Source organism: Pseudomonas nunensis, from assembly GCF_024296925.1.
Lineage (GTDB): Bacteria > Pseudomonadota > Gammaproteobacteria > Pseudomonadales > Pseudomonadaceae > Aquipseudomonas > Aquipseudomonas nunensis.
The window spans coordinates 1,615,254-1,639,551 of the sequence record NZ_CP101125.1 but is presented as its reverse complement, the minus strand read 5'-3'; the positions used below and the strand labels follow the sequence as shown (position 1 = coordinate 1,639,551).

The 24,298-nt window shown below is 60.5% G+C and carries 20 protein-coding genes; 10 read left to right on the top strand and 10 right to left on the bottom strand.

Annotated elements, in window-relative coordinates:
• Positions 1 to 125: 125 nt before the first annotated feature.
• Entirely contained in the window at positions 126 to 1,022 is an 897-nt protein-coding gene (locus NK667_RS07325; protein WP_054614208.1) for a LysR family transcriptional regulator, read from the bottom strand.
• Positions 1,023 to 1,161: 139 nt separating this feature from the next.
• On the opposite strand from NK667_RS07325, the gene NK667_RS07320 reads away from it, so the two are divergent.
• Positions 1,162 to 2,181, top strand: coding sequence for an alpha/beta hydrolase (locus NK667_RS07320; protein WP_054614207.1), 1,020 nt, complete (start codon positions 1,162 to 1,164; stop codon positions 2,179 to 2,181).
• Positions 2,182 to 2,363: 182 nt separating this feature from the next.
• Entirely contained in the window at positions 2,364 to 3,791 is a 1,428-nt protein-coding gene (locus tag NK667_RS07315) for a mechanosensitive ion channel family protein (protein ID WP_054614206.1), read from the top strand.
• A 227-nt stretch (positions 3,792 to 4,018) separates the two neighbouring features.
• On the opposite strand, the gene ycaC is transcribed toward NK667_RS07315, so the two are convergent.
• From ycaC to NK667_RS07295, 4 genes are all read right to left on the bottom strand, one after another.
• Positions 4,019 to 4,645, bottom strand: a complete 627-nt coding sequence (ycaC, locus tag NK667_RS07310; RefSeq protein ID WP_054054541.1) for an isochorismate family cysteine hydrolase YcaC — start codon at positions 4,643 to 4,645, stop codon at positions 4,019 to 4,021.
• 69 nt (positions 4,646 to 4,714) lie between these two features.
• Positions 4,715 to 6,553: an amidohydrolase gene (locus NK667_RS07305; RefSeq protein ID WP_054054543.1), complete on the bottom strand. Its 1,839-nt coding sequence runs from the start codon at positions 6,551 to 6,553 to the stop codon at positions 4,715 to 4,717.
• Positions 6,550 to 7,167 carry an antibiotic biosynthesis monooxygenase gene (locus NK667_RS07300; protein ID WP_054614205.1) on the bottom strand — a complete coding sequence of 206 codons (618 nt, stop codon included), beginning with the start codon at positions 7,165 to 7,167 and terminating at the stop codon, positions 6,550 to 6,552. Before NK667_RS07300 ends, NK667_RS07305 begins: the two co-directional genes overlap by 4 nt.
• Complete coding sequence (locus NK667_RS07295) at positions 7,160 to 7,576, bottom strand: DoxX family protein (RefSeq protein ID WP_054054547.1); 417 nt, start codon at positions 7,574 to 7,576, stop codon at positions 7,160 to 7,162. The genes NK667_RS07300 and NK667_RS07295 overlap by 8 nt, the downstream gene beginning before the upstream one ends.
• A 383-nt stretch (positions 7,577 to 7,959) precedes the next feature.
• Here NK667_RS07295 and NK667_RS07290 point away from each other — a divergent pair, with 383 nt between their 5' ends.
• Positions 7,960 to 9,723: an L-lactate permease gene (locus NK667_RS07290; protein ID WP_054614204.1), complete on the top strand. Its 1,764-nt coding sequence runs from the start codon at positions 7,960 to 7,962 to the stop codon at positions 9,721 to 9,723.
• 470 nt (positions 9,724 to 10,193) lie between these two features.
• The gene (locus NK667_RS07285; RefSeq protein WP_054614203.1) at positions 10,194 to 13,991 is read left to right on the top strand and encodes a CheR family methyltransferase; all 3,798 of its coding nucleotides are present in this window, start codon (positions 10,194 to 10,196) and stop codon (positions 13,989 to 13,991) included.
• Between the two features lie 696 nt (positions 13,992 to 14,687).
• Here NK667_RS07285 and NK667_RS07280 read toward each other — a convergent pair.
• From NK667_RS07280 to NK667_RS07265, 4 genes are all read right to left on the bottom strand, one after another.
• Positions 14,688 to 15,266, bottom strand: a complete 579-nt coding sequence (locus NK667_RS07280) for a DUF4337 domain-containing protein (RefSeq protein WP_054614202.1) — start codon at positions 15,264 to 15,266, stop codon at positions 14,688 to 14,690.
• Between the two features lie 90 nt (positions 15,267 to 15,356).
• Positions 15,357 to 16,373, bottom strand: a complete 1,017-nt coding sequence (locus NK667_RS07275; RefSeq protein WP_054614201.1) for a DUF2955 domain-containing protein — start codon at positions 16,371 to 16,373, stop codon at positions 15,357 to 15,359.
• Complete coding sequence (locus tag NK667_RS07270; RefSeq protein WP_054054557.1) at positions 16,363 to 17,502, bottom strand: HlyD family secretion protein; 1,140 nt, start codon at positions 17,500 to 17,502, stop codon at positions 16,363 to 16,365. The genes NK667_RS07275 and NK667_RS07270 overlap by 11 nt, the downstream gene beginning before the upstream one ends.
• The gene (locus tag NK667_RS07265) at positions 17,495 to 19,030 is read right to left on the bottom strand and encodes an efflux transporter outer membrane subunit (RefSeq protein WP_054616220.1); all 1,536 of its coding nucleotides are present in this window, start codon (positions 19,028 to 19,030) and stop codon (positions 17,495 to 17,497) included. The genes NK667_RS07270 and NK667_RS07265 overlap by 8 nt, the downstream gene beginning before the upstream one ends.
• A gap of 174 nt (positions 19,031 to 19,204) precedes the next feature.
• On the opposite strand from NK667_RS07265, the gene NK667_RS07260 reads away from it, so the two are divergent.
• Both NK667_RS07260 and yghX read left to right on the top strand, forming a co-directional pair.
• Positions 19,205 to 19,705 (top strand): transporter suffix domain-containing protein, encoded by a 501-nt coding sequence (locus NK667_RS07260; RefSeq protein WP_054054559.1) that lies wholly within the window; start codon positions 19,205 to 19,207, stop codon positions 19,703 to 19,705.
• Between the two features lie 36 nt (positions 19,706 to 19,741).
• Entirely contained in the window at positions 19,742 to 20,650 is a 909-nt protein-coding gene (gene yghX / locus NK667_RS07255; RefSeq protein WP_054614200.1) for a YghX family hydrolase, read from the top strand.
• Here the strand turns inward: yghX and NK667_RS07250 are convergent.
• On the bottom strand, positions 20,638 to 20,871 hold the full coding sequence (locus NK667_RS07250) for a hypothetical protein (protein ID WP_054614199.1): 234 nt from the start codon (positions 20,869 to 20,871) through the stop codon (positions 20,638 to 20,640). The two genes, yghX and NK667_RS07250, sit on opposite strands and share 13 nt — an antisense overlap.
• A gap of 314 nt (positions 20,872 to 21,185) precedes the next feature.
• On the opposite strand from NK667_RS07250, the gene NK667_RS07245 reads away from it, so the two are divergent.
• The 4 genes from NK667_RS07245 to NK667_RS07230 all read left to right on the top strand — a co-directional run bounded on the left by NK667_RS07245 (position 21,186) and on the right by NK667_RS07230 (position 24,257).
• Positions 21,186 to 21,374 carry a DUF1843 domain-containing protein gene (locus NK667_RS07245; RefSeq protein WP_054054566.1) on the top strand — a complete coding sequence of 63 codons (189 nt, stop codon included), beginning with the start codon at positions 21,186 to 21,188 and terminating at the stop codon, positions 21,372 to 21,374.
• Between the two features lie 38 nt (positions 21,375 to 21,412).
• Complete coding sequence (locus NK667_RS07240; protein ID WP_054614198.1) at positions 21,413 to 22,054, top strand: DUF1842 domain-containing protein; 642 nt, start codon at positions 21,413 to 21,415, stop codon at positions 22,052 to 22,054.
• 54 nt (positions 22,055 to 22,108) lie between these two features.
• On the top strand, positions 22,109 to 22,690 hold the full coding sequence (locus tag NK667_RS07235) for a DUF1842 domain-containing protein (protein WP_054614197.1): 582 nt from the start codon (positions 22,109 to 22,111) through the stop codon (positions 22,688 to 22,690).
• A gap of 103 nt (positions 22,691 to 22,793) precedes the next feature.
• Positions 22,794 to 24,257 carry a GDL motif peptide-associated radical SAM/SPASM maturase gene (locus NK667_RS07230; protein WP_054614196.1) on the top strand — a complete coding sequence of 488 codons (1,464 nt, stop codon included), beginning with the start codon at positions 22,794 to 22,796 and terminating at the stop codon, positions 24,255 to 24,257.
• The last annotated feature ends 41 nt before the right edge of the window (positions 24,258 to 24,298 follow it).

The window sequence follows — 24,298 nt, the reverse complement described above, 5'->3', positions numbered from 1 at the left end:
ACAAATCCCCTGTGGGAGCGGGCTTGCTCGCGATAGCGGAGTGTCAGCCACATCAATGCTGACTGACCCACCGCTATCGCGAGCAAGCTCGCTCCCACAGGGACCGTGTGAACCGTAAATCCGCGCTACAACCCACCCTCCCGCTGATCCAACCGCTCGCGCAAAAACTCGATAAACGCCTGCACCGGCCGCGATCCTTGGCGATGCTGCGGGTACACCGCCGATAACGTCAGCGGCTCAGGCCGAAAATCCTCCAGCACCGGCACCAGCCGCCCGTCCTTCAACGCCGCGCCGACAATAAACGTCGGCAGGTAGGTAATCCCCATCCCTGCAATCGCCGCATCCTTGAGCAACTCCCCGTTATTCACGCGCATCCGCCCGGTGACATTCACCGTCAACGGCTTGCCCTGCCCTTCAAACCGCCACTGCACCTGCCGCCCATGCCCATACGGCAGACAGTCGTGTTTGAGCAAGTCTTCGGGTTTGTCCGGGGTGCCGTGCTCGGCCAGGTACGCCGGGCTGGCGCAGTACACGCGCTGGATCGAGGCGATGCGCCGGGCAATCAGCGTCGAGTCTTCCAGCACGCCGATGCGCAACGCCAGGTCGTAGCCCTCACCGAGCAAATCCACCGGCCGGTCGCTGAGGTCGACTTCCACGGTGACGTCGCGGTAGCGCTGCAAAAACTCCGGCAGCAAACACCCCAAATGCGCCAGCGCGAACGACAGCGGCGCGCTCAGGCGAATCGTCCCCCGAGGTTCGGTGGTCTGGCCGGCGATGCCCTGCTCCACTTGCTCGACTTCGCTGAGCAGACGCAAGGCTGACTCATAGTAGCTCTGGCCTAGTGGCGTGACGTCGAGGCGCCGGGTCGAGCGATTGAGCAAACGCACGCCGAGGCGTTCTTCCAGTTGCATCAATCGACGGCTGACGAATTGCTTGGACAGGCCCAATTGGTCGGCTGCCGCAGTGAAGCTGCCGGAGTCCATGACCTGGCAAAAAATACGCATATCTTCGAACGGGTTCATTGTCACGCCCTGGTTGACAGTCAAACACTTTATAGCCGCTTTTTCCGATTCTGGCACCCCATTAATCTGTGTCCATGGTGCAGCGACAGCCGCTGCCGCCGAACCCAAGCCGCTTTCATAATTAAAAAGGATTTACACCATGAACCTCGTCAAAAAGACCCTGACCGCTTCCCTCCTCGCCCTCGCCGTTGGCAACGCTTTCGCTGCTGGCAGCCCTGGCGTTGAACACAGCACCCAGGCCTTCCTCGAAGCCCTCGCTGCTGGCGGTGGCAAACCCCTCGAACAGCTGAGCCCCAAGGATGCCCGTGCGGTGCTGACCGGTGCGCAGAACTCGGTGAAAGTGGATCTGTCGGGTGTGGAAGTCAGCGAGCGTGCGATCAAGGTCGGCGAGCAAAGCATCAACCTGAAAATCGTGCGTCCGGCCAAGGTCAAGGGTGAGTTGCCGGTGTTCATGTTCTTCCACGGTGGCGGCTGGGTGTTGGGCGATTACCCGACTCACCAACGCTTGATTCATGACCTGGTGGTGGGCTCCGGCGCGGTGGCGGTGTATGTCGATTACACGCCGTCCCCGGAAGCGCAGTACCCGACCGCGATCAACCAGGCGTATGCCGCGACTCGTTGGGTCGCCGAGCACGGCAAGGAAATCGGCGTCGATGGCAAGCGCCTGGCGGTGGCTGGCAACAGTGTCGGCGGCAACATGGCGGCAGTCGTGGCGTTGATGGCCAAGGAACAGAAAACCCCGGCGCTGCGCTTTCAGTTGCTGATGTGGCCGGTGACCAACGCGCAGTTCGACACCGGGTCGTACCAGCAATTTGCCGAAGGGCATTTCCTGACCAAGGGCATGATGAGTTGGTTCTGGGACAACTACACCACCGACGCTGGCCAACGTGCGCAGATCCACGCCTCGCCGTTGCAGGCCAGCACCGAACAGCTCAAAGGCTTGCCGGCAGCACTGGTGCAAACCGCCGAGTTCGACGTGTTGCGTGACGAAGGTGAGGCCTATGCCCGTCATCTGGATGCGGCGGGTGTGCCGGTGACGGCGGTGCGTTACAACGGGATGATCCATGACTTTGGCTTGTTGAATCCGCTGAGTCAGATTCCTGAAGTGAAAGCGGCGGTGCGGCAAGCGGCGCTGGAACTGAAAACTCATCTGAAGTAGCAGCTGCCGAGCACCGCGAGGCTGCGTCCGGCGGCGAAGCCGTCGTAAACCAGACAGTGCGGTTTTTCAGATAAACCGCGGTGGCTGGATTGACGACGGCTTCGCCGCCGGACGCAGCCTCGCGGTGCTCGACAGCTGCTACGAGAGCTCGTAGCGATCTCACTTTCATCCGGAGTTCCGCCATGTCCTTTGTCTACGACCATCCCCTGTCCTGGAGCGCCCTGTTGCTGGTGATCGACGCCCTGCTCTGGCACCTCGCGCCATTGCAGAAACGCGTGATCCGCATTGGCCTGCGCCTGGCGCTGTTCATGATCTTCAGCGCGGTGATCATCAACGCTGGTGTCAGCCCGTTGCAGGCGCCGCTGTTTGCCGACGATCGCGTGGCGCAGCTCGGGGCCACAGCGCTGGGGATTATCTGGTGGCTGTACGCCGCGCGGGTGCTGACCGAAGTCATCGGCCTGGTGCTGATGCGTCGCATCGGCCACAGCGGGCGCTTGTTGCAGGACGTCATCGGTGCGTTGGTGTTTCTGGTGGCGATCGTCGCGGCGGCCGGTTATGTGCTGGAGCTGCCGGTCAAGGGCTTGCTGGCGACGTCCGGGGTGGTGGCGATAGTGGTCGGTCTGGCGTTGCAAAGCACCTTGAGCGATGTGTTTTCCGGGATCGTACTCAACACCACCAAGCCGTATCAGGTGGATGATTTGGTGGTGATCGACGGCGTTGAAGGCAAGGTGCTCGACATCGATTGGCGCGCCACGCATTTGCTCACCAGCGCCGGCACCATGGCGGTGGTGCCGAACTCGGTGGCGGCCAAGGCGAAGATCGTCAACCTGAGCCGGCCAAACAACATGCACGGCGTGTCGATCAGCATTCAGGTGCCGAATCATATTCGTCCGCGTCGGGTGCTGGATGCGCTGGATCGTACGCTTCAGGGCAGCAGCACGTTGCTGCTGAACCCGGCGCCGAAAGCCGTGCTGAAAGAGGCTGGCGAAACCATGTCCATCTACGTGGCCAGCGGGTTTATCGCGGAACTGAGCAAAAAAGGTGACGTGCGCAATCAACTGTTCGACTTGGCCCATCGGCATCTGGAAGCGGCAGGGATTTCCCGGCAGCTCGATGGCGTGATCGAGCCATCGACCCGCGCTCGGGCATTGCTGGACGAGGTGAAAATCTTCCGTTCCCTGAGCGAGGATGAACGTGATCGACTGGCGCAAGCTATGGTCCCGCAGCAGTACACGGCGGGTCAGGTGGTGCTGGAATTGAATGAAGTGCCAGACAGCCTCTTCGTGATCGCGACCGGCGTGGTCAGCGCCACCGTGCCCGATGGCACCGGGCAAACCGAAGCCGGGCGCATGGGGCCGAGTGAAGTCATGGGCGAACAGAGCATCCTCACCGACACACCTTCACAGGCCAGCTTTACGGCGCTGACGTCGTGCATCATTTACCGGATCGACAAGTCCCTGACCCGCGATTGCATGGCGCAGCGTGGTGAGGTTGGACGGGCGTTGAACAAATTACAGGCGGTGCGGCAGCAGAACAGTCGGCTGGCGTTGATGGCCGTGCCGGCGCCGGTCAAGAAAGGTGGTTTTCTGGGGTGGCTACAAAAACGCTGATGCACCAACAAAACGCCCCCGTAGCAGCTGCCGAGCACCGCGAGGCTGCGTTCGGCGGCGAAGCCGTCGTAAAACCAGTCGCTGCGGTGTTTCAGGTAAACCGAGGTGGCAGGACTGACGACGGCTTCGCCGCCGAACGCAGCCTCGCAGGCTCGGCAGCTGCTACGGGATTTGGTCAGATAGAAAAATACCCGCACATTGGCGGGTATTTTTTTATGCGTGGAGACTTACTTGGCGGTCAACACCGAATAGCTGTTCATCAGGTTGCGATAGTTCGGAATGCGCGGCGACAGCAGGTTGGCCAGGCCTTCCATGTCGTTGCGCCAGTCGCCTTGCAGCTCGCAGGCCACGGAGAACCAGTTCACCAGTTGTGCACCGGCCGCCGACATGCGCGCCCAAGCAGCTTGTTGCACGGTTTCGTTGAAGGTGCCCGAAGCATCGGTCACCACGAACACTTCAAACCCTTCAGCCAGGGCCGACAAGGTTGGGAAGGTCACGCACACGTCAGTCACCACACCGGCAATGATCAGTTGCTTGCGGCCGGTAGCCTTGACGGCTTTGACGAAGTCTTCGTTGTCCCAGGCGTTGATCTGGCCTGGACGCGGGATGTACGGCGCGTCCGGGAACAGTTCTTTGAGCTCAGGCACCATCGGGCCGTTCGGGCCGTTTTCGAAGCTGGTGGTGAGGATGGTCGGCAGTTTGAAGAACTTGGCCAGGTCCCCGAGGGCCAGTACGTTGTTCTTGAATTCGTTGGGCGAGAAATCCTGCACCAACGAGATCAGGCCGGTCTGGTGGTCAACCAACAGTACAACGGCGTCGTCTTTGTTCAGGCGTTTGTACGGAACGTTGCTCATGTGAAACTCCTCGGTAGTGGGATGGTGCCAATAGCGCCGGCATGTTGGGCCGGCGCTTTTTTATGATCTTCAGAAGGCGAAGCACGAGCAGCCAAAGGCGCCCCAGAAACCCGCAAAATCGCTGACCGGCGCATTCGACAGGCGCGCCTTTTCATGGCTGTGGGAGTGCACGCCACACGGCCCGCTGCAATGGTGAACCTGGGCCTGCATCGGCGACGTCGGGCGCCAGTGGCCAGGGACTTTCACCACTGGCGACCAGTCCGGCAGCACCGGCACGCTGGCCGGGCCGAGTTTCTCGAAGTCACCGGCGGCATACACCACTTTGCCGCCGACCACGGTCAACACGGACTCGATCCACTTGATCGCTTCCTCGTCCACGCTGAAGAAGTCAGCGCTGAGGGCGGCGACGTCAGCCAATTGCCCAATCTTGATCTGGCCTTTCTTGCCCTGTTCGGACGAGAACCAGGCGCTGCCGTGGGTGAACAGCTCCAGGGCGGTCAGTCGCGACAAACCTTCAGCGTGCAATTCCAGACCACCGACGGTACGGCCGCTGACCATCCAGTACAGCGAGGTCCAAGGATTGTAGCTGGACACCCGCGTAGCGTCGGTGCCGGCGCCGACCGGTACACCCTCGGCCAACATGCGCTTGATCGGCGGCGTGGCTTCGGCGGCTTTGGCGCCATAGCGCTCGACGAAATACTCGCCCTGGAACGCCATCCGGTCCTGGATCGCAATGCCACCGCCCAGCGCCCTCACCCGCTCGATGTTCTGCGGGGTGATGGTTTCGGCGTGGTCGAAAAACCACGGCAAACCGTTGAACGGAATGTCGCGATTGACCTTCTCGAACACGTCGAGCATGCGGCTGATGGATTCGTTGTAAGTGGCGTGCAAACGGAACGGCCAGCGCTGTTCCACCAAGTGGCGCACCACCGGTTCCAGCTCGTCTTCCATGGTTTGCGGCAAGTCCGGGCGCGGTTCGAGGAAGTCCTCGAAATCCGCCGCCGAGAACACCAGCATCTCGCCGGCGCCGTTGTGCCGCAGGTAGTCGTCGCCCTGATGCAGGGTCACGCTCGACGTCCAGTTCTTGAAGTCGCTGAGTTCTTCTTTCGGCTTCTGGGTGAACAGGTTGTAGGCGATGCGGATGGTCAGTTGTTGGTCCTTCGCCAACTGCTCGATCACCTGGTAATCGTCCGGATAGTTCTGGAAACCGCCGCCAGCATCGATGGCGCTGGTCAGGCCGAGGCGATTGAGTTCGCGCATGAACTGGCGGGTCGAGTTGACCTGATATTCCAGAGGCAGCTTCGGCCCTTTGGCCAGGGTCGAGTAGAGGATCATCGCGTTCGGACGCGCGACCAGCATGCCGGTCGGGTTGCCATTTGCATCCCGCACGATTTCGCCGCCCGGCGGGTTTGGCGTGTCGCGGGTGTAGCCGGCAACCCGCAGCGCCGCGCGGTTGAGCAAGGCACGGTCATACAAGTGCAGGACGAACACCGGGGTGTCTGGCGCGGCCTGGTTCAACTCTTCCAGGGTCGGCATGCGTTTTTCAGCGAACTGGAATTCATTCCAGCCGCCCACCACACGCACCCATTGCGGGGTCGGCGTGCGGTCGGCCTGATCCTTGAGCATGCGCAGGGCATCAACCAGCGAAGGCACGCCTTCCCAGCGCAGTTCGAGGTTGTAATTGAGGCCGCCACGGATCAGGTGCAGGTGCGAGTCGTTGAGGCCGGGGATGACGCAGCGGCCCTTGAGGTCGATGACCTGGGTGCCCGAGCCGCGCAGGGCCATGGCTTCGCCGTCATTGCCGACCGCGACAAAGCGCCCGTCCTTGATCGCGACCGCACTGGCCAGAGGGTTTTCGCGGTCAACGGTATGGAATTGGCCATTGAATAGAATCAGATCGGCGTTCATCGCGTTTCCTTCGTCGCAGGGGAATGAGAAAGCCAGGGCGCGAACAATCGGGTCGCCCTGGGCATGAACAGGTACACCACCGACACCACGATGGTCACGGTGATCAGGAACGTGGCGAGCACGTAATTGGACAGGATGGGGTGGAGCTTGAGCAGCGGCCCCCAGAGCAGCGGCACCAGCAAGGTGTGCGGCAGAATCACCAGCAACGTCACCACGGCTTGCTTCCAGCGCGGTGGCGGTGGCGAAGCGGCATCGGCGGTTGGCGCAAACCAGAATTCATTGACCGGGTTGACCTCGGTCTGGTCGCCGTCGGCCAGCATCGGCGTGGCTTCGTTGACCAATTCAAGGCGCTGCGGCGAATCCAGCCAGTGTTGCATCGCCTCGGTGGAGCAAAAACGCAGCACGCAGGTGTACATGTCGAGGCCGGCGTTTTTGCCGCGCATCACGTCCACGCCCAAATGCCCTTCCTGCTGCCCGGCGATCGTCACGATGTTGCGCAACCAGGCTTCATACGGTGCTTCAAAACCGGCCTTGACCCGGTGCTTGATGATGAGGGTCACGATCTCATCGAAACCCGGCCGCGTGGTGGCAGCGGTGGTGAAAGACTCAGGCATAACGCAAAACTCCGGCGAATCGATGATTGAGCGCCAACCGTCCAGGCCCGGCGATAAGGATGCTGGTGAACACAATCAACAGCAGCCAGCCGAACTGTCCTTCGAACAGGCTCCATTGCGGATGCACGATCACCAGCGCCACTAACAGCACCACCAGAATAGGCAAACACGCCAGACGCACCAGCACCCCGGCGACGATCAGCAGCGGGCACAGCACTTCGGCGAAAATCGCCAGGATCAGCGTGAGGTTGGCGCCGAGGTGGAACGGGTCTTCGATCTGTTGAAGTTGCTCGGTGTAATTCAGCAGCTTGGGCAAGCCGTGGACCCACAGCAGAAACAGCCCACCGCTGACCCGCAAAAACAGCAGCCCCAGGTCCCGCGACCGTTCATCCCAGCCCGATGCATTCATGGCCCGTCCATCCCATTGAAAAATCACCGGCATGGCTTCGCCGGCACTTGATCCGATAGTGCCGGGGTCAGGCGAGGGAAAATTGGATGTACGTGCTCTTTTTGCGGATGGGCCTGGATCCAGCATCCACCGCCGATGCCTTGCCGAGCGCAATTCCCTGTGGGAGCGGGCTTGCTCGCGAAAGCGGTCTGCCAGTCGATAGTGATGGTGACTGACACACCGCCTTCGCGAGCAAGCCCGCTCCCACAAGGGATCTCTGTGGCTGCTGGTAAGCAAAGAGCCGCAATCCTACCCCGCCAGGACAGCGGCTAAATGCCACCTATACTCCAACCACCTAACCGCAATGGATCTGCGCTTCCAACAATAAAAAGCAGAGGTGGAACATGGTCTGGCAGCAAATCTACGACCCGTTCGGCAACCCGGTGTTATCAACCGTCATGGCAGCAGTGCCGGTGGTGGTGATGCTGGCCTCCCTGGCGTTTTTTCATATCAAGGCGCACATGGCGGCACTGCTGGCCCTGGCCTCGGCCTTGCTGATCGCCATTTTCGTCTTCGGCATGCCGGCGAACATGGCGGGCACGGCGGCGTTATTCGGTGCGGCCAACGGGCTGCTACCGATTGGCTGGATCGTGCTCAACATCATCTTCCTGCACCGCCTGACCACCGAGAACGGTTCGTTCAAGGTGCTGCAGGATTCGCTGGCGCGCATCACCGACGACCGGCGTCTGCAATTGCTGTTGATCGCCTTCTGCTTCGGTGCGTTCTTTGAAGGCGCGGCCGGGTTCGGCACGCCGGTGGCGGTGACCGGGGCGATTCTGATCGGCCTCGGCTTCTCGCCTCTGGCTGCGTCCGGCCTGGCGCTGATCGCCAACACCGCGCCAGTAGCCTTCGGCGCCCTCGGCACACCGATCATCACCCTGGCCAAAGTCACCGGGCTGGATGAAATGGAGCTGTCGATGATGGTCGGCCGGCAACTGCCGTTCTTCTCGGTGCTGGTGCCGTTCTGGTTGATCTGGGCGTTCGCCGGTTGGCGCAAGATGCTGGAAATCTGGCCGGCGATTCTGGTGGCCGGGGTCAGTTTCGCGGTGCCGCAATTCATCGTCTCCAACTACCACGGGCCGATGCTGGTGGACGTGATCGCCGCATTGATTTCCATGGCCTGCCTGACCGGTTTCCTCAAGGTCTGGAAACCCGCCACCGTGCATACCTCAGCCGCGCTTTCCGGACGCGTCGACAACTCGAAAATCGACCCCGAGCATGAGCAAAAACCCGAGGCCAGTGCGACGTTTGCCAGCGATGCCAAACCGGCGGTCATGCGCGCGTGGATGCCGTGGATCATCCTCACGGTCTTCGTGTTCGCCTGGGGCACCCAGGGCTTCAAGAACCTGTTCGATACCCGCGCCGTCATTGATCCACAAACCCACGCCGCCACGCTCGACCCGCAGGGCAAGCCGTTGCGTGAGGCAAATCCGATCTTCTCCCCGGCACTGACTTTCACCACCCTGCACCAGCAGGTCGAAAAAGTGCCGCCCGTGGTGCCGACGCCAAAAACCGAAGACGCGATCTACAAATTCACCTGGTTCACCGCGACCGGCAGCGGCATCTTTTTCGCGGCGATCCTCGGCGGTTTGCTGATGGGTTATTCGATTCCGCAACTGGCGCGCCAATACCTGCGAACCTTGTGGGTGGTGCGTTTTTCGCTGATCACCATTGCCGCAATGCTTGCCTTGGGCTATCTGACGCGCTATTCGGGACTGGACGCGACCATGGGCCTGGCGTTCGCCGCCACCGGGATTTTCTACCCGATGTTCGGCACCCTGCTCGGCTGGCTCGGCGTCGCGTTGACGGGCTCGGATACCGCCTCCAACGTGCTGTTCGGCGGCTTGCAACGGGTGACCTCCGAACAACTGGGGATCAGCCCGGTATTGATGGCCGCCGCCAACAGTTCCGGCGGGGTCATGGGCAAAATGGTCGACGCCCAGTCCATCGTGGTCGCCTCCACCGCTACCCGCTGGTATGGGCATGAAGGGGAGATTCTGCGCTATGTGTTCTTCCACTCCATCGTGCTGGCGATACTGGTCGGCGGATTGGTGACGTTGCAGGCATATGTGGCGCCGTTCAGCCATATGGTGGTTGGTGGGCATTGAATTAGCGCCGCTCAACCAAGGGAGAACACTGTCCTTGTGGCGAGGGAGCTTGCTCCCGCTCGGCTGCGAAGCAGTCGTAAAACCATCGCCTGCGGTTTGTCTGTTACACCGCAGTGCAGGTTTTGGGGCCGCTTCGCGACCCAGCGGGAGCAAGCTCCCTCGCCACAGGTTCTATGTGCACCGGGCCATTTATCAGTGCGACCGGGAACCTTCCCCCGCCGCCGTTGATTACTTGATAATCGACTAAGCTTAAAAGACTGAGCCCGTACACTTGGCACATCAATTGGTCCACTCAGTCCCCCCGAACAAACGTCCACCCGTATCCCGTATAGAATGCTAAATTTCTCCGCCATCCGGTTCGCGTTGATTTAATACAAGTAATTGATCGCGTCCTGCTATTGATTCACGAAGCAGGCACAAGCCTATTTATTTTGTAGCGGCGTCAGGCCGTCGCTTTCCAAGGCATATGCATGACAACTTCATCCGACCCAAAGTCCACCGTTACCGATTCACCGCAGCATCCCTTTCACCCACTCGATTTTGGTGTCGTGGGTATTGGCGCGTCCGCCGGTGGACTGCAAGCGATCAAGTTGTTTTTCGACAACATGCCCCAGGACAACGGCATGGCGTTCGTGATCATTCTTCACCTGTCGCCGGATCACGAAAGCATTGCCGACAAGATCATCCAGGAATCGACGCACATGCCGGTCCTGCAGGTCACCGAAACCGTGCCCATCGAACGTAATCATGTGTATGTGATTTCTCCGGCGCACCGGCTGACCATGAATGACGGTTACCTTGAGGTCAGCCCGTCCGACCCGCGCCTGGGTCGGACCTCAGCCATCGATCTGTTCTTCCGTAACCTGGCCGATGTACACCGTGAACGGGCCTTTTGCCTGGTGTTGTCCGGCACAGGCTCCGATGGCGCCGTCGGTTTGTCGCGAATCAAGGAACAGGGCGGCGTGACCCTGGCCCAGGCGCCGGAAGACGCCGAGTTCGACGGCATGCCCCGGGCTGCCATCGAAACGCAAATGGTCGACCTGATTTTGCCCGTGGTGGAAATGCCGCAAAAACTGCTGGAGTTGTGGCGCAATGCCAAGTCCATCACCCTGCCCACGGCCAACGATCCCGACCTGCAAAGCTTCGCCTCGGTCGATGAGCGTGAAGCCGCGACCGCCGAACAATTGCTGCACAGCATCCTGATCCAGTTGCGCGCTGGCACCGGCCATGACTTCAAGCACTACAAGCGCGCCACCGTGCTGCGCCGCATCGAACGGCGCATGCAGGTCACGGCGCAGCCCGACCTGGCCGCTTATTACCACTACCTGCAAAACAGCCCCGAAGAAACCAAGGCACTGTTGGCCGACATGCTGATCGGCGTGACCAACTTCTTCCGCGACCGCGAGGCCTTTGAAGCGCTGGAACGGGACGTGGTGCCGCAACTGGTCAGCGCTGCCATCTCGGCCCATCCCGACAAAGAAGAAATCCGCGTCTGGTCGGCGGGCTGCTCCACCGGCGAGGAAGTCTACAGCCTGGCCATGCTGCTCAGCGATCAGATGCAACTGGACGCCAGTCAGGCCACATTGCAGTTGTTCGCCACCGACATCGACGAGCGCGCCATCAGCGTCGGCCGCAGCGGGCTGTACCCGCAAGCGATCATCACCGATGTGCCGCCGACTCGACTGCGGCATTACTTCAGCAAGGAAGACCTGCATTACCGGATTCGCAAAGAGCTGCGCGAAAAGGTCTTGTTTGCCAAGCACAGCCTGTTGTCCGATCCACCGTTCTCGCACATGGACCTGATCGTCTGTCGCAACCTGCTGATTTATCTGGATCGCGAGGTCCAGCGCGAGATCCTGCAAATGTTCCACTTTGCCCTGCGTCCTGGCGGCTTCCTGTTCCTCGGCACGTCCGAGAGCGCGGACGCCTGCCACGACCTGTTTGCTCCAGTGGACAAGCGTAACCGGATCTTCCGGGCCAAGACTGGCGCCGGCAACAGCCGCCGTCCCCCAGCGATGCCCCGTGGAGGCTACGTGCGCACCGACATTTCCCAACCGGTCCCGCAGAGCAGTACACCGCGCAAACTGTCGTTTGCCGACATCCATCAACGCGCCCTGGAACACTCCGCACCGCCGAGCATGATCGTCGACGCGAATGCCGACATCCTGCACATGAGCGAAAGTTCGGGGCGTTTCCTGCGGCACGTCGGCGGCGAGCTATCACGCAACTTGCTGACGCTGATTATTCCGGATCTGCGCCTGGAAGTGCGCACCACGCTGTTCCAGGCGCAACAAAGCAGTCAGGTGGTGAAGTCTCGGGCGGTGGTGATCAAACGCGAGGATCGCACCTTTAAAGTCGACCTTTTGGCCCATCCTTACCGCGACGAAGAATCGGACAGCGAATTCGTTTTGGTGATTTTCGAGGAAGTCGAAGTCGGCGCTGCCGAAGTCGCTACCGGTATCGCGCTGCAATCGGAAAACCAGGTGCTTTCCAACCTTGAGCGGGAACTGCAACGCACCAAGTTGCAGTTGCAGGACACCATCGAACAATCGGAAGTCTCCAGCGAAGAGCTCAAGGCTTCCAACGAAGAAATGCAGGCGATCAACGAAGAACTGCGCTCGGCCACCGAAGAGCTGGAAACCAGCAAGGAAGAGCTGCAGTCGATCAACGAAGAGTTATTGACCGTCAACTTCGAGCTGAAAACCAAAGTCGAAGAAACCGACAAGATCAACGACTACCTGACCAACCTGATCGCCTCCACCGATATCGCCACGGTGTTCGTCGACAGCAAACTGCGCATCAAGTGGTTCACGCCCCGGGCTACCGACATCTTCAGCATGTTGCCGGTGGACACCGGACGCTCGTTGCTCGACATCACCCATCGCCTCGATTACGAAGATCTGGCAGGTGACGCGGCGCTGGTGTTCGAGTCCTTGAACATGATCGAGCGTGAAGTCAGCAGCACCGACAACCGTTGGTACATCGCCCGGATCCTGCCCTACCGCTCCAGCGAAAATCATATCGACGGCACGGTGCTGACCTTCATCGACATCACCAAGCGCCGCGCCGCCGAAGAAGAGCTGCGCATGGGCCAGGAACGCATGCGCCTGCACGACGAGCAAAACCAGGAACTGTCCGACATCAAGAGCAGCAACCACTTGAAGGACGAGTTCTTTGCGGTGATGTCCCATGAGCTCAAGCACCCGCTGAACCTGATTCAACTCAACGCCGAACTGCTACGGCGCCTGCCCGTTATCAAATCCGCGACGCCGGCGGAAAAAGCCGTCAGTACCATTTGCGAGGCGGTCAGCAGCCAGGCCCGGATCATTGACGATTTGCTCGATGTCGCCCGGGTGCGCACCGGCAAGCTGCGGCTCAAGCGCAGCGCCGTGGACTTGAACCGGATGCTGCAAGACATTTATCAGGTGGTGACGAATGACAACCCGGACGTCGACATGTCGGTGCAAATGCCGGAGCCTCTGGTGATCGATGCCGACCCTACCCGGGTCGAACAAATTGTCTGGAATCTGGTGAACAACGCCCTGAAGTTCACGCCCACCAGCGGCAAGATTCAGTTGGTCACCGCCCGCGTTGGAGGCATGGCGCGACTGGATGTGCGCGACAGCGGCGTGGGCCTCAGCGCTGAGAGCCTGCATCAGGTGTTCGATCTGTTCGGCCAGGCCGCCAATCAGCATGCAACCCATCAACGGGATGGCCTGGGTATCGGCCTGTCGCTGGTACGCCAGTTGACCGAAGCGCATGGGGGTAGTGTCGAGGTGCAATCCGCCGGGCTGGGCCAGGGTTGTACTTTTACCGTCCTGCTGCCCTTGAGACAGCCCCATGACTTGGTGGCGCCATCGACGCAGACCGGCGAACAGTCCGGGCGTCTTGCCGGGCTCACGGTGTTGCTGGTGGATGACTCTCGGGACGTGCTGGACACCCTGAAAATTCTGTTGGAAATGGAAGACGCCCGGGTCATCGACTTCACCGAGCCACGCCAGGCGCTGGAAGCCGCCCAGACCGGTCGATATGACGTGGTGGTGTCCGACGTGGGCATGCCGGGCATGAGCGGCCATGACCTGATGCGCGCCTTGCGAGAACTGCCGCACATCAAACAAGTCCCGGCCATCGCCCTGACCGGCTACGGCGCCGAAAGCGACATCGAGAAATCCCGAAAATCCGGCTTCGACCGGCATCTGGGCAAACCGGTGTCGTATGACGCGCTGATCGAGACCATTGAAGAGCTGTGGCAGATTCGGCGGGATTGATCTCCCCCACAAGTCTGCATCCACCACAAATCCCCTGTGGGAGCGAGCTTGCTCGCGATGGCGGTGGGTCAGCCAGTATCAATGTTGAATGTTAGATAGCTTTCGCGAGCAAGCTCGCTCCCACAGTGGTTTGGCGTCGTACACACCATTTCCATCCACCACAAATTACCTGTGGGAGCGGGCTTGCTCGCGAAGGCGGTGGGTCAGTCGATATCAATGTTGAAGGTTAAATAGCTTTCGCGAGCAAGCCCGCTCCCACAGTAATTTGGGGTCGTACACAACATCTCCATTCGCCACAGATCCCCTGTGGGAGCGAGCCTGCTCGCGAAGGCGGTGGGTCAGTCGATATCAATGTTGAATGGTAGATAGCTTTCGCGAGCAAGCCCGCTCCCACAGTGGTTCGGGGTCGCACACGACCTCTCCATCCACCACAGATCCCCTGTGGGAGCGAGCCTGCTCGCGAAGGCGGTGGGTCAGTCGATATCAATGTTGAATGGGAAATAGCTTTCGCGAGCAAGCCCGCTCCCACAGTGGTTTGGGGTCGTACACACCATTTCCATCCACCACAGATTACCTGTGGGAGCGGGCTTGCTCGCGAAGGCGGTGGGTCAGTCGATATCAATGTTGAAGGGTAAATAGCTTTCGCGAGCAGGCTCGCTCCCACAGGGGGATTGGTGTGCAGGCAGGCCTGTCCTTTTACAGTTGCAACCACGCCAACGTGCCCAGCACCACACTGGCGCCCGCCGCGGTGTAGGCGACTTTTTTCAGCCATTCCTTGCGGGTCAGCAAGGTGATTGCTGCCAGGGAGATCGCGATCTGGATCGCGGTCATCGCTTGGGCCCAGCGGTGATGCTGATGCAGGGCCTGCTCTGACTTTTCATCCCACACCCGCACCTCTTCTTCCAGCGCTTCGGCTTTCTTGCGCACGACTTCCTTTTCTTTCTTGTAACGCTCGGCTTCGGCCGCGTAGTGCGCCGCGTCGATCCCGGGGATATGGGTCGCCAGTTCGGACAGGTTCTGTCGACTGGATTTGGCCTGGTAATAATTCCACTGGTTAGACGCTTCGGTTTTCTCGATGGCGGCGTTGTTCTTGTCCATCGCCGCTTCGCTCTCCGTGGAGCCCGCCTGATAGCTGAGCAAGGCGCCGATGGTTGCCATGATCGCGGTCATCACTGCGATTTTGCTGGCGAAGTTATCGCCGGTGCCATGCGCGTGATGCGTGACGTGTTCGACATGATGTTCGTGAGGGCTGGGGACTTCGAACGCTTCAGACATGGCTTTGACTTCAGGGGTTGGACGAGTGCCGAAGTGTAAGGCCAGCCCTCCTCCAAAGCGCTGCCCACCGCAGAGCCGTTCAGCCTGGGTTCAGGCTAGTCTCACCCGGCGTTGTTCCAGCAGATGCACCATCAGCCAGGCATACACCGTCACCGCGATAAACAGCCCCATGCGCACGGCGAACGCGGTGTAGACATCCTTGCCAGCGGCGCTGTCCTGCACCGATTGGCCGAGCAGGATAATCAGCGTGATCAGCGTATTCAGCCAGAACCCCGGACTGAAACGAGTCGGGCTCAGCGCATAGAGTTTGCGCGCCAGCACCAGGCCGAACAGCAGCATCCACAGGAAGAACATCCACAGGTGCACAAACAGGCTCAACGCGCACCAGAACAGAATCGCCAGCACACCGCCCAACAGCGTAGAACCAAGCAACTCGCGACCGGCATTGCGCGCGGTGGTCGTGGAACTCTGCTGCCCCAGGCTGACGGCTTTGAGGATGATCGGCAGATAGCTCGCCGGATCGATCAGCGCCAGCAGGAACGCCGGCAACACGATCAGCGTGGCCCGCAGCGCGACTTGATCAACCTCTTCGGCAGGAAGCATCGGGGGCACAGGTGACGGCGGCGCATTGGCCGGTTCGGGAAACAGACCATGACTCAAGATCACCACCAACACGGCAAGCAGCAACCCTTTGACCAGCGCACCAATCACCAGCAGCGCCAAGTCAAAACTCGCGGTCCCTGCCGCCGAAATCATGGTCAGGCCGATCACCAGAAAGGTCACGATCAGGTTATTGCCGCCGCGCAGGCCAAAGCGAAACACCAGGAACAAGTTAACGCCAATCAGCAACAACGCACTGACCGGGTAATGCCCCAGCAGCGGAATCAGCAACAAACCGATGCCAGTGGTCAGCATCGCCACCAGTGCCAGCACCACGCCGGCCTTGAACGGCAGTGGCCGATTGAGCGTGGCCAAAAACAGCAACGCCAGCACCGGCGAAAGAAAAGGAATCGGCAACGCCAGGCCGAAACTCGTGGCCAGGCACAGCGCCGTACCCGTGGCCAGCCGCAGTGAACGCTGATCCCGGGGCGTGCGATTAGTAGGCATACGACAACCAGCTCATCAGGCGTAAAAACACCCGGCCGAGCGGATTCAATGGATTACCCGACGCCGGAAACGCCATCACTTCCGCCTGCCCGCCCGCGCGGATGGCGCGACTGTCGCGCAAAGCGTTCAAGGCATCTTCATCAAACTCGATCACCACTGGAAAACGCTGGGCCGGCCGCAACCAGTCGCGGCTGTTCTGCACGCTCGGCAAGGTGCCGGGCGTGGTGGTCTGGCCGACACTGACGCCATAGCCGACACTGCGCACCCGGCCGCCGAACACTTCGCCGGGCAACGCATCCAGCACGATGGCCACTGGCGTGTCGGGTCTGACCAGGCCCAGGTTGTTCTCGGTCATGTCGGCACTGATCCACACGTCGTGGATGGCGATCAGGGTCATCACCGGACTGCCACCGGCAGTGAACTGGCCAACATCGGTGCGCAGGTCGGTGATCAGCCCGGCCGAACGCGCGCCGATGCGGGTGTTGGCCAAATCCAGTTCGGCTTTTGACAACGCCGTCGCCGCGCTGCGCAGCAAGGCATTTTCCGCCTCGCTACCGCCCTCCTGTTCCTTCGCCCGCAGCACTTCGGCCTCCGCCGCCGCGACCTGGCTGGTGGCCTGTTCGAGATTGGCCCGGGACACTTCCAGCAGGCGCACCGACACCGTGCCTTTATCCGCTCGATACAAACCTTCCAGGCGCTGACTGTCCTGCCGCGCCCTCAATTCGTTGGCCTGGGCGGAACGCAACGAGGCTTGCGCCGAAGCGATGCCGGCGGTGCTGGCGCCGATCTGGCGGCGGGTCGATTCGAGGTCGGCGCGGGCGCGATCCACGGCAATCTGATACGGCTGCGGATCGACCTCGAAAAGGATGTCCCCGGCCCGCACGTCCTGGTTGTTGCGCACGTTCACCCGGATCACCCGGCCCGCCACTTCCGATGCCACCGGAATCACGAACGCCCCGACCCGCGCCTGTTGCGTGTAAGGCGTGAAGCGGTCGGCCAACAAGTACCAAGCGAGGCTGATGAGGATCAGCAGCAACACCCACTTGATGCCTTTTTTCGCCGGGTCGGCAACCGGCGTTGGCGCCTTGGGTGCAGGCGCTTCGACGGAGGGCTGCGCGGCTTCACTCATGCTTGTTCACCTTGTCGGGCTGGGGAAAGACTGGCGGCGTGGCGGCCGGCTCATCGAGCAAGTCGCCCCAGTCGGTGCGTTTTTCCATTTGCTTTTGCGTGGCGCGATCAACGATCGGCTGCGCGGCGTACCAACCACCGCCGAGGGCCTTGTACAGCGCAATCAGATTGCTCACCGCGTTGCTGCGGCTGACCAGGTAGTTGTCCTGTTGTTCGAGCAGCGCCCGTTGCGCATCCAGCACTCGCTGAAAGTCGGAGAAGCCTTCAGTGTATTGCGCCCGCGCCAACACCAGCGAGCGCTTGGCCGCGACCTCGGCCTGACGCAGGATGCGTTCGCGTTCCAAAGACTTGCTTAGGCCGCCGGCGGCATCGTCGGCTTCCCGGGCGGCCTGGCGCACGGTGTCGCGATAGGTCTCGATCAACTGCTGCAAACGCGCATCCTGCACCCGCACGTTGTTGCTGATCTGGCCGTGATCGAACAGGTTCCAGCGCAGGCTCGGGCCGCCGACAAAGTCCAGATTGTTCGGCGTACCGCCCACAGAAGTCGCGGTCCAGACGATGCTGCCGAGCAAGGTCAGCGACGGATAGAAATCACTGACGGCCACGCCGATCAACGCCGACTGCGCGGCGACATTCAACTCGGCGGCGCGCACATCGGGGCGACGCAGCAGCAGATTGGCCGGCACGTCTCTCAGCACCGCGCGGTCCAGCAACGGGATCAGCTCCTGGTTTTCAGTCACCTGCGGCAGCTCGCCCGGGGCCTGCCCGGTCAGCACCGACAAGGCGTTGCGGGTTCGATGCAACTGGTCTTCAAGGTTGGGGATGCTGGCCAGCGTGCCGAGGTATTGGGTCTTGGCCTGTTGCAGGTCGAGTTCAGCAGTCTGGCCACTGTTGAACAGCTTGCGCGTGATCTCCAGGCTGCGCTTTTGCTGCTGGGTGTTGTCCCGTGCCACGCGCAATCGCGCTTCGGTGGTGCGCATGGAAAAGTAGGTGTCCGCCACTTGCGCGCGCAACAGCACCAGCACGTCTTCATAGTTGGCCTGGGCCGCAAAATAACTGGCATCCGAGGACTCGATCGCCCGGCTGAAACGACCCCAGAAGTCCAGTTCCCAACCGACGTCCAAGCCTTCGCTGAATTGCCAGAAACGGCTGTTCTTTGGGTTGCTGCCGTTGTACTGGCGGCGCTCCGCATAAAGCAGATCGACATTGGCCTGCTGAAGTTGCGGATAGCGCCCGGCCTGGGCAATGCCCAATTGCGCCCGAGCTTCCATCACCCGCAGGCCGGCGATTTTCAGGCTGGAGTTGTGGGCATCGGCGTCAGTGATCAACTGGTCGAGCACCGGGTCATTAAAGACCTGCCACCACTGACGCAGGTCAGGGCTGTCGCCCCGCTCACTGGCTTTCTCCAGCGCCGGGGTGCTCCAGTGTTTGACCCATTCCTCGCCCGGCGGCTGGAAGTCCGGCCCCACGCGCGCGCAGCCGCTGAAGCCGAGCACCAGCAGCAAAAGCGGCCCCGACCGGATCAGCATGGCGGCACGTGAATGCATAGGTTTTTTTACCGGCCAAGGAAGATGACTGGAGCATAGCCGCCCCTAGGGAAGGCGAGCGGTACAAAAACGCGGACTTGCTCACAGTCGCGAGTCAGCTGCTACGCTTTTCAAGTGTTCCCAAAACAGCAGCAATCCATCAAAGGTGCGACCCTCATGACCACCCAACCCCACTCGGCAGGCTGGCGCTTCAAACTGGGCATCGTCATTCTGTGTTTAATGCTGGGCTCGTGGCTGATGGTGCCGCTCGCCGCAGCTGTCGGAGTGCCGGGCTCGAAAGTCGCTGCGCTGACGGGCGTGCTGTTTATCAGCAACAAAGTGCTGCTGATTTTGGTGATTGCAGTCATGGGCAAGGCCGGGTTCCAGCAGTTGAAGCGCAGCGTGTTCGGCTATGTGACCTCACTGGCGCCCAGCACAGATGCGGAAGTGGGCCCGGTTCGGCATCGAATCGGACTTGTCATGTTTTGCCTGCCGCTGATCTCGGCGTTTCTTGAACCCTACGTCGATAGCATCTGGCCGGGCCTGCGGCCGAACCTCTGGCAGCTTCAGTTGCTGGGCGATCTCATGCTGATCGGCAGCTTCTTCGTGCTGGGCGGCAACTTCTGGGACAAGGTGCGCGCGTTGTTTATCCGCACCGCCAAGGTCGCGAATGCTTAGGGACTCTTTGCAAATGACTCGACAGGAAACAGGCAAATGACCCGTCTGACCGCCAAAGACTTCGCCCCCGAATTGCTGGAACTCTACGACTATTACGTGCATGGCCAAATCAACCGCCGCGAGTTTCTCGACCGTGCGGCGTTGTTCACCCTGGGTGGCTTGACCGCCTCCGCCCTGCTCGCCGCCCTGAGCCCGAATTACGCCCTGGCCGAGCAAGTGGAATTCACCGACCCGGACATCCTCGCCGAGTACATCACCTACCCGTCTCCCAAGGGCAACGGCCAGGTGCGCGGCTATCTGGTGCGCCCGGCAAAAGCCACCGGCAAGTTGCCGGCGGTGGTGGTCGTGCATGAAAACCGTGGGCTCAATCCGTATATCGAAGACGTCGCCCGGCGCCTGGCCAAGGCCGGTTTCATCGCCCTCGCCCCGGATGGCCTGACATCGGTGGGCGGCTACCCCGGTAACGATGACAAGGGTCGGGAACTGCAACTGACCGTTGACCCGGAAAAACTCATGAATGATTTTTTCGCCGCCATCGAGTGGCTGATGAATCATGCGGCGGGCACCGGCAAAGTCGGGATCACCGGTTTTTGCTATGGCGGTGGCGTAGTCAATGCGGCGGCCGTGGCCTATCCGGAACTGGGCGCCGCAGTGTCTTTTTATGGTCGCCAACCCGAGGCCAAGGATGTGCCACGCATCAAGGCACCGCTGATGCTGCATTACGGCGAACTGGACACCCGCATCAACGAAGGTTGGCCGGCCTTCGAACAGGCGTTGAAAGCGTCGGGCAAGACCTATGAAGCCTACATCTACCCCGGCGCGAACCACGGCTTTCATAACGACTCCACGCCTCGTTACGATGAAGCCGCTGCCAAACTTGCCTGGAGCCGCACGCTGGACTGGTTCAAGCGCTATCTGGCGATGAATGAAGGTCATGCGATCTGAGCGTTAGCGGCCTTCCTGGCGATCTCGATGCCCCACTCCATCGCGGCCTCCATATCCAGCAGATGTGGCGATGGATCGTTGTTCTCCAGAATCACCGTGCCGTCTGGCCGGTAGACCCCGATAAACATCTCCAGCGAGCCGTCCCTCAGGATCTTGGCTTTCACCTCGATTTTGCAGCCGTTGTGCAATGTTTCGGTGTGGATCAGATGGCGCTCGGTCATTTCGCACTCCCGGTTTTATTCCTGAACCCCTATCAAATGACAATAAAGTTTAATGCCAAACGTTATATGAACAACTCATTATTAATGGCGATAAAGACACCACTTATATATGAGGAAAAAGCTGAATACGTATTTATTAATCGCCATTCTTAATATCAGCCATGCGATATCCACGCACATTGCGATTAACAAAATAGTATTAAAAATTTAACAGGCATTATGCCTTCATTGGCCATTGCATATTCAAAGAGTCCTGCTTAACTGCAAAAACTGCTGATCGGAGCAGTGTCACACAGACCACGGAAGGAGTCGTCATGAGCAGTTCTTCGTCTCATCCCATCCCCCCGTACGGGGCCGCCATCCATGACGCGATCACGGAAGGCAATCTGCAAAAGATGAAAGCGTTATTGAAACAACGCGACGCAGCCAAAGCTGAACCCAAAGAGCTACAGACCGCCTACGAAAGACTGGCCAAGGAAGTTACGCGCCAGGAAAAACACTAGCTCTGTTTTCTCCCCTTATTGCAATGGAGGCAATAACCATGTCTGGTTCTAATCAACAGCCTGTCGGCTTGTTCCCGCTCGCCTACCGTATTGGTACTTCGGCACCGGGCGCACAAAGCCTGGCACTTAATCTGCTGGTCTTTACCCCTGAAGAAACGGTCAGCGGCACAGCGGCAATCACTCAAGCAACCAACCCGCCGCTGGATGTGCATTCCGATGTCTGGGGCGAATACACCTACCTGACGGTCATGTCGCCGGGGGTCAGCAAAATCCTGATCACCGCACAAGGCAATCAGGGTGGACCGGGCTCCAATTCCATCGTGAGTTTCAAGATCCAATTGGTGGTGGGCACCGACTGGAAGGACGGGGTCGCCAACTACTCCTACCTTGATGGCCAGCGCTGGATCGAAGTGAACAACGTGCCCGCTCATCTCGCCGAAACCGTGCGCTCCAGCGCCTTCCCGCCGCTAGAACCTGGCCCGGTGATTCCTCCACAGTCACCCTATCCGCCGATCATGCCGCTGTACGCCGCGCCGATTCAAAGCGCCATTGCCAGCGGTGACCTGGCGCAGATGAAAAGCCTGGCCAGTCTGGCCAAACAGCAACTGGATCAGCAGCCACAACTGCAAAGTGCACTGGAAGCCGCCAAGGGCGAAATCAATCGGCTGGAACGCCGCTGACCCGGCCACTCAATGTGCCTGGCTCGTCCTGAAAACATTTAAGGGAGTTGCACCATGTCTATCGGACTTTTTCACACACGCCTCAACGTCAGCAATCACCTGCTCGGCGCCCCTGTTTTGACCCTCGACCTGCTGGTGGATACGGTTAAAAAGAAAGTCAGCGGGGTTGCCAGCATCTATCAAAGCACTTGGCCGCCGCTCAACTTCCGCGCCCGCGTATGGGGCGAGTATTCCGAAGTCAAACTGGTGCCGACGGCGGAAAACCACATCATCCTGACCCTGGATGGCAGCCCGAGCGGCCCGCTGAGCCAGATTGCCCAGACCTTCGGCTTGAAGGGGATTCTGGGGGCTGATTGGGTCAGCGGTTTTGTCGATTACAAATATCAGGAGGGGGGCACCTGGCATGCGGTCAAACATGCGGCCGTCAGCCCGGCTCCGGTAATTGTGCAGCCGGAACATCCGCACCACGCTCAGCCGCTGTACGCCGTTGCGGTGCAGCAGGCGCAAGCCAGCGGTGATCTGGCGCAGTTGAAATCGGTGGTGAGCAAAGGCGAGCAACAACTGGCTCACAGTGGCGCATTGCGCGGTGCGCTGGAGCAGTTGAACGCGGAGATTGCGCGTTTGGAGGCGCGCTAAACCGTCAGTGAGGTGATTGGAGTGATCCGTGGCGAGGGCTTGCTCCCTCGCCACAACTACGATGGATTCGTGCCGCGCACATGTCGGTGCGCAAGGATTTCCCATGTCAGACAATCGCCCTGCCCGCTACCTCAGTGAAACCGACCTCAAACGCTACGTGCCGGTGCATGTGGTCTGGGAAATCACCCTGGCCTGCGACCTCAAATGCCTGCATTGCGGCTCCCGCGCCGGGCACCGCCGACCCGACGAATTGAACACCCGGGAATGCCTCGACGTCATCGATTCCCTGGCGGCGCTCGGCACCCGCGAGATCACCTTGATCGGCGGCGAAGCCTATCTGCGCAAGGACTGGACCCGGCTGATCCAGGCTATCCACGACCACGGTATGTATTGCGCGATCCAGACCGGTGGCCGCAACCTCACGCCAGCAAAAATGCAGGCCGCAGTAGACGCCGGGCTCAATGGCGTCGGGGTTTCGCTGGACGGACTGGCGCCGCTGCACGATGCGGTGCGCAACGTGCCCGGCTCATTCGACAAAGCCGTGGACACCCTGCGCCGCGCCAAACAGTCCGGCCTGGCGGTGAGCGTCAATACCCAGATCGGCGCCGCCACCCTGCCCGACTTGCCCGAACTGATGGACCTGATCATCGACCTCGGCGCCACCCACTGGCAGATCCAGTTGACCGTCGCCATGGGCAACGCCGTCGATCATCCGGAACTGTTGCTGCAACCCTATCAACTGTTGGAAGTGATGCCGTTGCTCGCGCGCCTGTACCGAGAAGGCGTTGATCGCGGCCTGCTGATGAACGTGGGCAACAACATCGGTTACTACGGCCCGTATGAGCACATGTGGCGAGGTTTCGGCGACGAACGCGTGCACTGGAGTGGCTGCGCCGCCGGGCAAACCGTGCTGGCGCTTGAAGCCGATGGCACGGTGAAAGGTTGCCCGTCGCTGGCCACCGTCGGCTTTTCCGGCGGCAATGTGCGCAACATGAGCCTGCACGACATCTGGCACTACAGCGAAGGCATGCACTTCGGCCGCCTGCGCTCGGTCGATGACCTGTGGGGCTACTGCCGCAGCTGCTACTACAACGACGTCTGCCGTGGCGGTTGCACCTGGACTTCGCACTCGTTGCTCGGCAAGCCCGGCAACAATCCCTACTGCCATTACCGCGCCCTGGACCTGCAAAAACGCGGGCTGCGCGAACGGATTGTCAAACTGGAGGACGCGGCGCAGAAGTCATTCGCGGTCGGGCGTTTTGACTTGATCACCGAGCGCATCGAGACCGGCGAAACGGTGAGTAGCGTCAGCGACAGCGGTCAGGTGATCAAACTGGCCTGGGCGAATCAGGGCCAGAAATCGCCGGATGAAGGCCGCGTGCCGACGCAACTGGCGCTGTGCCGTGGATGTTTGCAGTACATCCATCAACACGAAGTGACTTGCCCGCATTGTGCAGCGGATGTGGCGGCGGCAGAGGCGCTGCACCAGGTGGATCGGGCGCGGCAGCAAGGGATCATGAATACGCTGACGGGTTTGTTGGGGTTGCCGCAAAACACCCTGATGTAACGACTAAAAATGTGGGAGCGGGCTTGCTCGCGAAAGCGGTG